Source organism: Dolichospermum sp. DET69 (assembly GCA_017355425.1).
In the GTDB taxonomy this organism is placed as follows: Bacteria; Cyanobacteriota; Cyanobacteriia; order Cyanobacteriales; family Nostocaceae; genus Dolichospermum.
In genome coordinates this window covers 1364751-1378048 of the sequence record CP070233.1, presented here as the reverse complement: position 1 = coordinate 1378048, position 13298 = coordinate 1364751, and the positions used below count along the sequence as shown (strand labels likewise).

At 35.2% G+C, this 13298-nt stretch carries 13 protein-coding genes; 5 read left to right on the top strand and 8 right to left on the bottom strand.

The window, feature by feature from the left end:
• Positions 1–161: 161 nt before the first annotated feature.
• The 6 genes from panB to EZY12_06625 all read right to left on the bottom strand — a co-directional run bounded on the left by panB (position 162) and on the right by EZY12_06625 (position 6726).
• Complete coding sequence (gene panB / locus EZY12_06650; protein ID QSX69311.1) at positions 162–935, bottom strand: 3-methyl-2-oxobutanoate hydroxymethyltransferase; 774 nt, start codon at positions 933–935, stop codon at positions 162–164.
• Positions 936–1046: 111 nt separating this feature from the next.
• Positions 1047–2120, bottom strand: coding sequence for a transcriptional regulator (locus tag EZY12_06645; protein ID QSX70547.1), 1074 nt, complete (start codon positions 2118–2120; stop codon positions 1047–1049).
• A 480-nt stretch (positions 2121–2600) separates the two neighbouring features.
• Positions 2601–3509, bottom strand: a complete 909-nt coding sequence (locus tag EZY12_06640) for a methylenetetrahydrofolate reductase (protein ID QSX69310.1) — start codon at positions 3507–3509, stop codon at positions 2601–2603.
• A 74-nt stretch (positions 3510–3583) separates the two neighbouring features.
• On the bottom strand, positions 3584–3766 hold the full coding sequence (locus tag EZY12_06635) for a hypothetical protein (protein QSX69309.1): 183 nt from the start codon (positions 3764–3766) through the stop codon (positions 3584–3586).
• Between the two features lie 330 nt (positions 3767–4096).
• Positions 4097–5104, bottom strand: coding sequence for a tryptophan--tRNA ligase (gene trpS / locus EZY12_06630; protein QSX69308.1), 1008 nt, complete (start codon positions 5102–5104; stop codon positions 4097–4099).
• A gap of 1400 nt (positions 5105–6504) precedes the next feature.
• Positions 6505–6726: a hypothetical protein gene (locus EZY12_06625; protein ID QSX69307.1), complete on the bottom strand. Its 222-nt coding sequence runs from the start codon at positions 6724–6726 to the stop codon at positions 6505–6507.
• Positions 6727–6969: 243 nt separating this feature from the next.
• Here EZY12_06625 and EZY12_06620 point away from each other — a divergent pair, with 243 nt between their 5' ends.
• Complete coding sequence (locus EZY12_06620) at positions 6970–8547, top strand: DUF4070 domain-containing protein (GenBank protein QSX69306.1); 1578 nt, start codon at positions 6970–6972, stop codon at positions 8545–8547.
• A 61-nt stretch (positions 8548–8608) separates the two neighbouring features.
• Here the strand turns inward: EZY12_06620 and EZY12_06615 are convergent, their stop codons facing one another.
• Positions 8609–9013: a type II toxin-antitoxin system VapC family toxin gene (locus EZY12_06615; protein QSX69305.1), complete on the bottom strand. Its 405-nt coding sequence runs from the start codon at positions 9011–9013 to the stop codon at positions 8609–8611.
• Between the two features lie 2 nt (positions 9014–9015).
• Positions 9016–9312, bottom strand: coding sequence for a hypothetical protein (locus EZY12_06610; protein ID QSX69304.1), 297 nt, complete (start codon positions 9310–9312; stop codon positions 9016–9018).
• Between the two features lie 235 nt (positions 9313–9547).
• Between EZY12_06610 and EZY12_06605 the strand changes: the two genes are divergently transcribed.
• The 4 genes from EZY12_06605 (at position 9548) to EZY12_06590 (ending at position 13286) form a co-directional block, all read left to right on the top strand.
• The gene (locus tag EZY12_06605; protein QSX69303.1) at positions 9548–9964 is read left to right on the top strand and encodes a XisH family protein; all 417 of its coding nucleotides are present in this window, start codon (positions 9548–9550) and stop codon (positions 9962–9964) included.
• The gene (locus EZY12_06600; protein ID QSX69302.1) at positions 9952–10293 is read left to right on the top strand and encodes a XisI protein; all 342 of its coding nucleotides are present in this window, start codon (positions 9952–9954) and stop codon (positions 10291–10293) included. Before EZY12_06605 ends, EZY12_06600 begins: the two co-directional genes overlap by 13 nt.
• Before the next feature lie 118 nt (positions 10294–10411).
• On the top strand, positions 10412–10648 hold the full coding sequence (locus EZY12_06595) for a UPF0175 family protein (protein QSX69301.1): 237 nt from the start codon (positions 10412–10414) through the stop codon (positions 10646–10648).
• Between the two features lie 400 nt (positions 10649–11048).
• A complete protein-coding gene (locus tag EZY12_06590) occupies positions 11049–13286 on the top strand; it encodes a type I restriction enzyme HsdR N-terminal domain-containing protein (GenBank protein ID QSX69300.1) in 2238 nt (745 codons plus the stop codon).
• Positions 13287–13298 lie beyond the last annotated feature (12 nt).

The following is a 13298-nucleotide window of genomic DNA, read 5'->3' as shown; positions in this document are numbered from 1 at the left end:
AAGGAGAAAACCAAAATCAGTTAATTAGGATTGACATAGTGGAATCTGTAATGTGTGAGATGTCAGATAAGTTGACGGAATGGATGAAAGAAAAAAACAAAATTAGTCAATAACCTCAAAATCAATAGCTTGATAAAAGGTTCTCTTTCCTGAAATATTAACTACTTTGGAAACTGTCTTTCTCGGACTTCAACAGCGTAATCTTGTACAGCGTTGGTAATTGTTTCTCGTAAATTTGTATAAACTTTGGCGAATGGTGGTTGTTTTTCCGAAAGTCCGAGAATGTCAGAAGTGACTAATACTTGACCATCACAGCTAGAACCTGCACCGATGCCGATGGTGGGAATACGGAGTTTATCAGTAATTTGCAGAGCTAGTTTGGCGGGAATATGTTCTAATACTATAGCAAAAACCCCGGCTTGTTCGAGAGCGATCGCTTCATTCAAAATCCTCTCTCCCTCCTCCTGGGTTTTTCCCTGTTGTCGCAACCCTAATTGATGGATTGATTGGGGTGTTAATCCGACATGACCCATAACGGGAATCCCAGATTGTACTAACCGGGTAATGGTTTCTACCATTGCCGGATAACCACCTTCTAATTTTACCGCCTGCGCTCCTGTTTCTTTTAATACTCTGCCGGCGGAGTGCATGGCTTGAGAGATGCTTTCTTGATAAGTCAAGAATGGTAAATCTACCACTACTAAAGCGTTTTTGACACCACGCCGCACAGCTTTAGCATGATGGATCATTTCATCTAAAGTTATGGGTAAGGTAGTTTCATAACCTAGGATAACGGCAAGAGAATCACCAACTAGGATTAAGTCTACACCAGCGACATCTAAAAGTTGAGCGATCGCATAATCCCAGGCAGTTAAAGCAACAATCGCACGTCCCTGTTGTTTCCATTGAGTTAATTGTTGGGTAGTAACTGCCATAACCAAATTTTAGATTTTAGATTTTAGATTTTGGATGAGGAATTACTGGAAAATTCTTTCCTTTATTCCCTATTCCCTGTTCCCTATTCCCTGTTCCCTGTTCCCTGTTCCCTATTTTACATACCGACCAAAACCAAAATGAGGTTGGGCTTTACCGACTGAAGGCATTAACCAAGCTAAACCTTCTGTTGTTCCTACCCATAATTTATTACCAATATCTGGTGCTAGGGTCAAAACTCGACTAGAAGGAAGTCCCATAACTTGGTCTAATACTGCTCCTGTATATGGGTTTAATCGGAGTAAACCATTGTTAGTACCCACCCACACACTACCATCTTTGGCAAATCTGACTGATGTAACGTTGCGTCCGCGCAGGGGAGTAACAGACCGTAACACAATACCATTTTTTGGGTTAATCACTAACAATTGATTTGGCATTCCCGCCCAAATTAATCCTTGGGGACTAATTGCTAAAGTCTGGACAGTTCCCCCAGGTAGATTTTGAATTCTCTTCATCAGTAAAGCACTGGAAGTATTAACTTTGACTATTCCCTCTAAAGTCCCAGCCCACAGTTGACCGTCAGCATCTAAAGTCATTGTGTTAACACTGACACCAGGCATATTTTGAACTGTGGTCATAATTAAGCCTTGGTCAGGACTAACTAGAGTTAACCCAGCATCAGTTCCTACCCACAAGTAACCCCGCTTATCAAGTAGCAGTGATAATACTCGTTTGGAGGGTAATAATAAATTTTGGGCTGTAATTTGACTTGTCTGGGGGTCTACTCTTGCTAAACCTTCATTATTTCCTACCCACAAACGCCCTACTTTATCTTGGACTAAAGCACTAATAGCAATATTTGGTAAACTGACACGAGAAATAACTCTACCTGTGTTGGGGTCAATACGTGATAATCCGCGCCACGAACCTACCCACAGATTACCTGTAAGATCTCCCAGTAGGTTACTAATTCGATAATCTACTTCCGTTTCCCTCTGTTGCAATTGTCTCTCATTGGGTAAGGGTTTAATTCGTTCTGGTGGTGGTGCGGCTGGGTAGGTGGGGGTAGAATTAGGTTGATTAAGACTGGGATTTTTGTCTGTATTACCACTATTATCAACTTTTTGGGCTGTAGCTGGAGTTATCATGCTTGGCAAAGCTATTAATCCCAGCAATGCGGACATTATTAATAAATTAGTATGCTTGTGAAATAAAGTCACGGTTATATTCCTTTTGATAGAAGTATGTAATTCTTGACACTCTCCGGTCTGAAGACACGGGGATTCTTAGTTCAACGAGACCACTTAAACTAGACTCCTGGCGTTATCTACCTCAAAGGTGGGACTCTCCCCAAGCGTTAACTTTCGGTTCAACTTAGTTTAAGTCTATAGCGGTATGCACTTAGATGAGATACAGTCATCGAATTACAAACTCTGTAGGGGTGAGGTTTCCCCGCCCTCGATTGTATTTCATCCGCCGGAGAACCGCTATATCTTGACTTTTATCACTAACAAAATGTTTTAAAGCCGATATAGCGGTATGCACTTAGATGAGATACAGTTATTAAATTACGAACCCTGTAGGGGTGGGGTTTCCCCGCCCTCGATGTTGATGATATTATAGATACCTGACTTATTAAGTATATCAGGTATCTAATTTCAATATTAACTAACCTTTTCCACCCCCGCTAAATCCAAAATCGGCGCAATCAAATCTTCTCTCTTCACCGCCATTAGATGCACACCCTGACACAATTCCCGTGCAATTTGTACCTGTTCTGCTGCAATTTTCATGCCCTCTTCTAGGGGATGTTTCGCTTTTGCCAATCTATTAATAATATGTTCAGGAATATTCACACCGGGAACAACTTTATTAATAAACTGGGCATTTTTTGCCGATTTCAAGAGAAAGATTCCCGCCAAAATCGGTTTGTTATAACCTCCGGCGATTTTATCCATGAACTTTTCTAATATTTCAAAATCAGTAATTAATTGACTTTGAAAAAATTGCGCTCCGGCGACTATTTTCTTTTCAAACCGACTTTGTAAACCTGACCAACTTTTAGATTGGGGATCTACTGCTGCACCAACAAATAAATCTAAAGCCCCATCAGTGAGAGGTTTTTGATTAAAATCAAACCCTTGATTCATGTTTCTAATTAACTGCAATAACCGCACAGATTCTAAATCAAAAACGGCTTTTGCTTCAGGATGATCACCTGCTTTGATCGGATCACCTGTTAAAGCTAAAATGTTGCGGATACCCAAGGCATGAGCGCCCATTAAATCCGCTTGTAATCCTATTCTATTGCGATCGCGGCAAGCAAACTGACAAATTGGCTCAATGCCATTTTGCAATAAAATCACTGAAGCTGCTAACGGAGACATCCCCAACACAGCCCGGCTACCATCAGTAATATTGACAGCATGAACCCTTCCCTTAAGAGTCGCTGCCATTTTGATGGTGTGGGTAGGATCTCCACCTTTGGGGGGTGCAACTTCGGCGGTAATTAAAAAGTCACCCTTTTGGGCAGCTTTACGAAAGTTATTAAAAGTGCTATCGGTATCCGGCATAATTTTATAGGATAACTTGGTAAGCGTAAAACTCAGTGGCTTGGTTCCCTGAGATATAAGCGACACGGGCGAATTTATTCGCCTTCAGTCTTCATTTTTTCTATAAGCTTATCAGTAAATTCTCTTAATCGTTCTTGCCAGTCTGGGACGGCTTTTAAGTTTGCCTTGACTCCAGGCAACACTTTAAAGCAAACAGGGTCTTTATCAAAGGGCTGTTTACTTGTGAAACCTAATTTGTTATTTTTCTGGAATGGCATTGCTATTCAATAAATATGTTGATATACTAATCTAAATGGTGCAGCGAATATTTTGCGAAAAGTAGCGGGAAGATTAGGTCTTTCACTTAATCAACTCAGTAGACGATCCTTGACAATCGTAGCGAGAATTAGACTTTGGGTTTTGCCTAAAACTATTCTGTCCGCAGAATCTCAGTGTCTTTAGACCTGAGAGTGTCAATAGTTCGGTTTTCTTAAAGGGTAAAACAAATTACACCTAAAAGCCTAAACCTTAAAGGTAGTTCATAAGCAAGATTTTGAAACCCACGCAGGTGGGTTTTGTCTGTGTAGACGCGGTTTCTAACCGCCGATTTAAAGTGGAACTGTGAAACCCAAAGCAGCTTTAACATCTGCTAAAGTTTGATTAGCGATCGCCCTGGCTTTTTCGCCACCATCGCGCAATACTGACTCTAAATAGCCCTTATCTGCCATTACCTCCGCATATTTATCTTGAATTGGCTTTAAAGCCTGAATCGCTGTTTCTGTCAGCAAAGGTTTAAATTGTCCCCAACCCATATCTGCACACTCAACTGCTACCTCTTCTTTGGTTTTTCCAGCCAGTAGGGTATACAGAGTTAATAAATTATGACATTCTGGGCGTTCTGAGTCATCAAAGGTTAAACCCCGCACCAAATCAGTTTTACAGCGTTTAATCTTCTTGGTAATCTCCTCTGGAGAGTCTAAAAGATTAATTCGACTTAATTCTGAAGGATCTGATTTTGACATTTTCTTGGTTCCGTCTGTCAAACTCATCACCCTTGCACCTTCTTTTCTAATCAAAGGATCTGGTAATTTCAAAACTGGTTTCTTCTTAGCAAATTGGTGATTAAACCTGTTGACAATATCCCGCGCTAGTTCCAAATGCTGCTTTTGATCTTCACCTACAGGAACTTTATCCGCTTGATAAAGCAGAATATCCGCTGACATTAACACAGGATAATCTAACAAACCAACACCAACATTTTCCCCTTGTTTAACGGCTTTTTCCTTAAACTGAATCATATCTTGCAACCAGTTGAGGGGGGTAATGCAATTTAACAACCAAGTTAGTTCACTGTGTGCGGAAACGTGAGATTGGACAAAGATGCTAGAATACTGTAAATCAATACCACAGGCTAAATATAAAGCCGCAATGTTGTAAGTATCAGCCGCTAAGGTGGCGGGATTATGTGGTACTGTAATAGCGTGTAAATCTACCACACAAAAGAAATTTTCATACTGGTCTTGAACTTCTACCCAGTTACGAATTGCACCTAAATAGTTACCTAAGTGTAAGTTACCAGTTGGTTGAACTCCCGACAAAACGCGCTGCTTACCCATAATTATCAGTGTAACGAGAACTTGCTCAATTTTATAGACCTTGAGGGTGATGTCAAACCCCTGAAAACCGTCCTAAGCATAGAATAAAATCTCAAGAGTAATTGAACGCAGATAGAGGCAGATAGAGGCAGATAAAGATCTATCAATCAATAGATTTTATGATTCTATGCAGCGTTACATAAAATTAGTTTTAAATCGAGTTATTGATAATGGGATTTGAGGAAGGATGTGGGTTGATAGAAGGAAATGATAATGATTTATTACATTTTGGTAATATAATAGAGAGAGTGAACAGGGAAATATTGAATTTCATTAAGATTCCATAATTCATCAATAACAATCCTGAAAATCCTCAAATCCTGGGTATCCTGATTCAGACAATTAAAATCTGTAACTCACAGATAATTCATCAATAACAATCCTGAAAAGCCTAAAATCCTGGGTATCCTGATTCAGACAATTAAAATCTATAACTCACAGATAATTCATCAATAACAATCCTGAAAATCCTCAAATCCTGGCTATCCTGATTCAGACAATTAAAATCTATAACTCACAGATAATTCATCAATAACAATCCTGAAAATTCTCAAATTCTGGGTATCCTGATTCAGACAATTAAAATCTATAACTCACAGATAATTCATCAATAACAATCCTGAAAATCCTCAAATCCTGGCTATCCTGATTCAGACAATTAAAATCTGTAACTCACAGATAATTCATCAATAACAATCCTGAAAATCCTCAAATCCTGGGTATCCTGATTCAGACAATTAAAATCTATAACTCACAGATAATTCATCAATAACAATCCTGAAAATCCTCAAATCCTGGGTATCCTGATTCAGACAATTAAAATCTATAACTCACAGATAATTCATCAATAACAATCCTGAAAATCCTCAAATCCTGGGTATCCTGATTCAGACAATTAAAATCTATAACTCACAGATAATTCATCAATAACAATCCTGAAAAGCCTCAAATCCTGGGTATCCTGATTCAGACAATTAAAATCTGTAACTCACAGATAATTCATCAATAACAATCCTGAAAATCCTCAAATCCTGGCTATCCTGATTCAGACAATTAAAATCTATAACTCACAGATAATTCATCAATAACAATCCTGAAAATCCTCAAATCCTGGGTATCCTGATTCAGACAATTAAAATCTATAACTCACAGATAATTCATCAATAACAATCCTGAAAAGCCTCAAATCCTGGGTATCCTGATTCAGACAATTAAAATCTATAACTCACAGATAATTCATCAATAACAATCCTGAAAAGCCTAAAATCCTGGGTATCCTGATTCAGACAATTAAAATCTATAACTCACAGATAATTCATCAATAACAATCCTGAAAAGCCTAAAATCCTGGGTATCCTGATTCAGACAATTAATTCATCTTCATTGGTAATTGGTCGTGGAGGAAATATAGTAATTAGTTTTATATAGTGGTTACAGTCTGCTGATCGAAAAATTCGTTTAACATCATTAAAAGTTACTAAGTGAGCATCGGAGATGCGCTGATACCATAATAAAAGTCCTGATTCTGCTTGGGAGTGCTTTTCCCAAAATTCCCGAAGTATTCTTTTGCTAATAACACCCATTAAGTTAACAGAGTAATATTATAGCTATTTTCAGATAAATTCACCACATATTTTGTATCAGGTATAGACGCAGATAACTCTTGTTTACTGAACTGTATTTTATTCATACTTCATCTATTTGGTTTCTTAATCATGAAGTTTAAAAAACTGTACCCCTAGACGGATAAAAACCAATTTATCCAGCTTTTATAGTTAAAGACTAAATGGGTTTTTAACAGAACACAACTCAGGGAAATATATTTAATGAAAGCTTTATTAATCTGGCCGATAATGCCCAATTCTTTTTGGTCTTATCAGGAAACCATTGATTTAGCTGGGTTACGTGCTACCAATCCACCATTAGGTTTAATCACGGTGGCAGCGATGTTACCGCAGGATTGGGAATTCCGGTTGAGCGATCGCAATATCGGTCTGGAGACAGATGCAGATTGGGAATGGTGCGATATAGTCATCATCTCTGCAATGATTATCCAAAAACAGGATTTTGGGGAAGCAATTAGAAAAGGTAAGAGATTAGGGAAAAAAGTCGCAGTGGGGGGACCATTTGCCACATCTGTACCCGAATTTGTGCTAGAAGCCGGAGCAGATTATTTAATTTTAGATGAAGGGGAAATCACTATTCCCATGTTCTTAGAAGCCTTAGAAAAGGGAGAAGAAAAGGGGATTTTCCGGGCTATAGAAAAACCTGATGTCACCACAACTCCTTTACCCAGATTTGATTTATTAGACTTAAATGCTTATATAGCAATGACGGTGCAATTTTCACGAGGTTGTCCATTTCAATGTGAATTTTGCGATATTATTACCCTTTTTGGCCGCAAGCCCCGCACAAAAACACCTGAACAAATTCTCGCAGAATTGGATGCTTTGTATCAGATGGGTTGGTGGCGTTATGTGTTTATAGTTGATGATAACTTTATTGGCAATAAACGCAATGCTAAAGTATTTTTAAGAGCATTAATTCCCTGGATGGAAGAACGTAATTATCCTTTTGCTTTATTAACAGAAGCTTCATTAAATTTAGCAGAAGATGATGAATTACTAGAATTGATGGTAAAAGCTGGTTTTGTTCAGGTATTTATGGGGATTGAAACCCCTGATGTAGATAGTTTAGTAGGAATTAATAAACCCCAAAATACTCGCAGTTCCTTAGTTGAATCCTGCAATAAAATTACTAAAGCCGGATTGCAAATTATGTCTGGTTTTATCTTAGGATTTGATGGTGAAAAACCAGGTGCAGGTAAACGGATTCAAGAATTTGTGGAAGCAACCTGTATTCCCCAAGCTCATCTAAATTTACTGCAAGCATTACCGAATACAGCCATGTGGACTCGTTTGCAAAAAGAAGGACGGTTGAGGGATGGTTTAGGTGAGTTCATGGGTTCTCAAAAGGCTTTAATGAATTTTGTTCCGACTCGGCCAATGTCGGAAATTGCAGAGGAGTTTATTGATTCTTTTTGGAATTTGTATGAACCTATGCCCTACCTAAAACGGACTTTTCGCCATTTTATGATGATGGAAGGTTGGCGGGCTAAATACCAACGGACTTTAACAAAACCAGAGTTCCAATTTTTAATGTCTATTTGTTGGCGACAAGGAATGTTGCGTTCTACACGGTTTGTTTTTTGGCAGCAATTAATAACAATGGCCCGGCAAAAACCTCATCTATTATATGATTATTTAATTGCCTTGGGTACAGGTGAACATTTTTTCAAATTCCGTCATGAAGTAAAGGCAGAAATAGAAGCAGAATTAGCAGAATTTCAGGAACATCAACGGGAAGAAGAAGCTAAGACTTTACAGTTAGAAACTGTGAGTTAAGTAGCTCCTTAATACTCAATACTCAGATCCCCGACTTCTTAAAGAAGTCGGGGATCTATTTCTATTCCTGTAACCAATTCTCTAAACATAATCCTTCAACTCTCAATAAATCACTATCATTAGAAACGAGAATAAAATCTTTAATAATAGCAGTTGCAGCAATTAAAATATCTTCTGTTTGGATTGGTAATCCTCTTAATCTAAGATTTGCATGAATTTCTGCCGCTTTTTCTAAAATCGCTAAATCATCCAAGAAAATGATTTGAAAATCCTTACAAAAATCATCAAATCTTTCTAATTGTTTACTTGCTTTTACTGCAAACAAACCTCTTTTAACCTCAAAATAAGTAATGCAACTAATAGATATTAATTCTTCTTGTGAACGTAATTCTTCTAATCTTTCCTTAATTATGAGATTATTTTTGATAGCAAAAGAAACAATGTTAGTATCTAATAAATAAGTCATTTTTATTTCCTTTTAACTGCTTCGTCAAAAATAGCTATTTGTTCAGGAGTTAAATCATCTAATAATCCTGACAGCATTTCTACAGACAAAATACCGCTACAACGTTTTTTTAAGTCTTGATCTTCTATAATATTAAACTCCTTAATAGATAAATTTTTCTGAAATATGTTACATAAATGCTGAATCATTTCCTCATCATTCAGTTCTTCCTTAAATAAAGGACGTTCTTCCATCAAAATATTCACAATTCTCTCAATTCTTGTTTTCATTGATTCTTGTTGAAGTTCTGTTGATAACATAATATTTCCTCCAAAGAAATGTAAATGATATTCATGGGCGTTATCTATTGTAGCATTTCCTAGTTTTGTGATGCCAGAGTTTCAGATCCCCGACTTCTTTAAGAAGTCGGGGATCTTGTTGTTCATAAAGATTTTGAAGTTAATTGTTTAATTATTAAGTTTTGTATATGATGCAGTTTTGGCTTAGTATAATATTAGAGTGGGTAATATTTACCCTGTAATTACAAATAAAACAATGCCAGCAAAGGATACTTACCATGATGCAGTTAAAAATGCTTTAATTAAGGCTGGTTGGACGATTACCGCTGATCCTTATCCGATTAAGTATGAAGAAATCAGACTTATCGCTGATTTAGCTGGTGAAAAAACGATTGCTGCGACAAAAGAGAGTGAACAAATTGTTATTGAAGTTAAAAGTTTTTTGAGTCGTTCTCCCATGGGTGAATTTGAAACAGCTTTAGGTCAATATCTGATTTATCAAACTTTTCTTTTGGCTACTCATCCTGAATATAAAGTATTTTTAGCAATCGGTAAAAATATTTATGAAAAGTTTTTTGAACAAGTTGCTATTCAACTGATTTTACAAAAATATCAAGTTTCACTATTAGTTATTGATATTAATCAAGAGGAGGTTATCAAATGGACAAGCTAACTCATTATCAAAACTTAATCAAACAAATTTTAACTGAATATGAAATAATCTCATCACAAGTAATTGATCCTGATATAGATGAGGTGTTAATGTTTGATGATCAAAGAAGTCAATATCTTTGGTTTAATATTGGTTGGAAAAATGATAGACGAGTAAAAACAATTTCTGTTTATATTCGCATTAAAAATGAGAAAATTTACATTGAGGAAGATTGGACTGAAGAGGGAATAGCTACAGATTTATTAAGAGAAAGTGTACCGAAAGAAGATATTGTTTTAGCTTTTTATGATCCAGAAACTCGGAAGTTGACAGAGTTTGCTGTTGCTTAATTTTCTTTTTAAAATGATGCAAATAAGTTAGTGTCTCTTTTCAAATTTATAACAGAAAGTATCAAGCCTCTACCTGTGTGTTATAATTTTTCTAGTCTGTCTTAACAGGAGGATCTCAATGAGCTTAGTCATTTCCGAAGATATTGTCCAAGCAAGTGGATTATCAGAAAAAGAATTAGTTTTAGAGTTGATTATCTTATTGTTTCAAAGAAAAAAAAATAGTATCGGTAAAGCATCCCAACTGGCTAAAATGCCTTTACTGCAATTTCAAAATGAATTAGCTATGAGAAACATTAATATTCATTATGATGAAACTGATTTAGACGTTGATTTAAAAAACTTGGGAATTATCTAAAATTTATGATCATAGTTAGCAATACTTCACCTATTACTAATCTATTCAGCTATAGGAAAAATCCAATTATTAGAACAACTTTATGGAGAAATTATCATATCATCAGCCGTTTTTCAAGAATTAACACAATGGGGAGATTCAATACCAGGAGCAAAAGAAGTCAAAACTTATAACTGGATTATTGTAAAAGCTGTTAATAATGTTAGTTTTGTGATGTCTGTTCATTACTCCAGTGTTAATTTATAAGTAATAAATTGTGTCAGATTTTGAAGTTAATTGTTTAACTATTAAGTTTGATGTATAATAAAGTTTTGGTTTAGTATAATATATAGCTATAAAAACTTGCCATGATGCGGTTAAAAATGCTTTAATCTAAAAATTTGATAAGGAAAAAGAAAAAATGGATAATCTTTTTGGTAATTTAAACTTTCAGACACTACAACAAAACCCAGATTTCAAAGAAGATAGTGTCAGAGAAGTAATTATTCTTCCTATTTTAAAAGCACTTGGGTATACAGAAACAAATATAGTTCGTAGTAAAACATTACAACATCCTTTTTTGAAAAGTGGTAGTAAAAAACGCCCTGTAAATCTTATTCCTGATTACGTTTTAAAAGTAGAAAATAATTTTGCTTGGGTACTTGATGCTAAAGCACCAAATCAAAATATCAAAGATGGTGATAATGTTGAGCAAGTTTATAGTTATGCTACGCACCCCGAAATTAGGAGTAATTATTTTTCTCTTTGTAATGGTGTAGAGTTTGCTATATTTAAAACTACTGCAACTAATATACCTGTTTTATTTTTTAAACTTGATGAGATTGAATATCATTGGGAAAAATTAACTCAATATTTATCACCTAATAGTTTTCAATCTGGTAAAAACTTTAATTATGAAACTACCATAGCTACAGTTAAATCTAAGGGTGATTTTAATTATAATACCCGTCCTTTATTAGAAGAAATTGTAGTTACAAAACGAGCAGCGAGAAGACATTTTGGCGTTCATGGATATTTTACTAAACAAGCTTGGAATGTTGTAGCTGAATATATTAAAAATTTTAGTCAACCGGGGGATTTAATTCTTGATCCTTTTGGAGGTAGTGGAGTAACAGCAATTGAAGCTTTAATGAATAATAGAAAAGCCATTAGTACAGATATTAATCCTATGGCAGTTTTTCTAGTTAATTCCTTAATTAATCCTGTAGATTTTAATGAAATTTCAGCAGCTTTTGAAAGAATAAAAACAGAATATCAAAAGAAAGAACCTACTACGGAAACAGATATTAAAAAAGCATTAACAAAATATCCCTATCCCAAAGGTATAAAATTACCTAAAGGTTCAGATGTGGAAACTGTAGAACAGTTATTTACTGAGCAACAATTAGCGCGGTTAGCTTTATTAAAATCTCTAATTAAAAAAGAAAAAGAGATTAACATCAAAAAAACATTAATGCTAATGTTTTCTGGAATGATAACTAGAATAAATTTAACATATCATACTTCAAATCGTCTTGTTCGTCCTGGTGGTAATTGTTCTCTGTTTGTTTATTATCGCTATAGAATTGCACCTAACCCAGTTGAACTTGATTTTATGAAATATTTTGAACTACGATTTCAAAAAATAGTATCAGCTAAAAAAGAGATCGAATATTATATTAATAAAAAAACCATTTCTCATGCTCAAATACTTAAAGCTTCAGCCACTAATTTAAGTTTTATTTCTAAAGAAAGTGTTGACTATATCTATACAGATCCTCCTTATGGGAAAAAAATCCCCTATTTAGATTTATCGATAATGTGGAATACTTGGCTTGATTTAGAAGTAACTGAGGAAGACTATGAACAAGAAGCAATTGAAGGAGGAGAACATCAAAAAACTAAATATCAATATAATCAATTAATAGCTGAAAGCATCAAAGAAATGTATCGAGTGTTAAAATTTGATCGTTGGTTATCATTTGTATTTGCTCATAAAGATCCTGAATTTTGGCATTTAATTATTGACACTGCGGAAAGTTGTGGTTTTGAATATATCGGGGCAGTACCGCAAAAAAACGGACAAACAAGTTTTAAGAAAAGACAAAATCCTTTTACAGTTTTATCAGGACAACTAATCATTAATTTTCGCAAAGTTCGCAGTCCTAAAGCCATAATGAAAGCCAATTTAGGAATGGATATTGCAGAAATTGTTATTCAGACTATTGAAGGAATTATTGCTAAAAATGACGGTGCAACCCTGGAACAAATTAACGACGAACTAATTATTAAAGGTTTAGAATTAGGCTTTTTAGACTTGTTAAAAAAAGAGTATTCAGATTTAACAACTATTTTAATGGGTAATTTTGACTATGATGAAAAAACTGAATTATTTACCCTAAAAAAAGATGCAAAATTCAAGTCACATATTGATGTAAAATTGAGAATTAAATACTATTTGATTAGTTATTTACGCAGAATGGAACGAGAAAATAAAAGTTTAAATTTTGATGAAATAGTTTTGCATCTGTTACCGCTTTTGAAAAATGGAACTACCCCAGAAAATCAAACTATTTTGAGTGTATTGGAAGATATTGGAGAACGAATAGGAGAAAATAGTTGGACACTAAAAAAAGAAGGTCAACTTTCACTATTTTGATTAGAGACAATT

Bases quoted from the DNA above. Each gene is read 5' to 3' on its own strand.
- trpS (QSX69308.1), bottom strand. From the start codon at position 5,104: ATGGGTAAGCAGCGCGTTTTGTCGGGAGTTCAACCAACTGGTAACTTA.
- EZY12_06625 (QSX69307.1), bottom strand. From the start codon at position 6,726: ATGGGTGTTATTAGCAAAAGAATACTTCGGGAATTTTGGGAAAAGCAC.
- EZY12_06610 (QSX69304.1), bottom strand. From the start codon at position 9,312: ATGTTATCAACAGAACTTCAACAAGAATCAATGAAAACAAGAATTGAG.
- EZY12_06615 (QSX69305.1), bottom strand. From the start codon at position 9,013: ATGACTTATTTATTAGATACTAACATTGTTTCTTTTGCTATCAAAAAT.
- EZY12_06645 (QSX70547.1), bottom strand. From the start codon at position 2,120: ATGTCCGCATTGCTGGGATTAATAGCTTTGCCAAGCATGATAACTCCA.
- EZY12_06595 (QSX69301.1), top strand. From the start codon at position 10,412: ATGAGCTTAGTCATTTCCGAAGATATTGTCCAAGCAAGTGGATTATCA.
- EZY12_06620 (QSX69306.1), top strand. From the start codon at position 6,970: ATGAAAGCTTTATTAATCTGGCCGATAATGCCCAATTCTTTTTGGTCT.
- EZY12_06605 (QSX69303.1), top strand. From the start codon at position 9,548: ATGCCAGCAAAGGATACTTACCATGATGCAGTTAAAAATGCTTTAATT.
- EZY12_06600 (QSX69302.1), top strand. From the start codon at position 9,952: ATGGACAAGCTAACTCATTATCAAAACTTAATCAAACAAATTTTAACT.
- EZY12_06640 (QSX69310.1), bottom strand. From the start codon at position 3,509: ATGCCGGATACCGATAGCACTTTTAATAACTTTCGTAAAGCTGCCCAA.
- EZY12_06635 (QSX69309.1), bottom strand. From the start codon at position 3,766: ATGCCATTCCAGAAAAATAACAAATTAGGTTTCACAAGTAAACAGCCC.
- EZY12_06590 (QSX69300.1), top strand. From the start codon at position 11,049: ATGGATAATCTTTTTGGTAATTTAAACTTTCAGACACTACAACAAAAC.
- panB (QSX69311.1), bottom strand. From the start codon at position 935: ATGGCAGTTACTACCCAACAATTAACTCAATGGAAACAACAGGGACGT.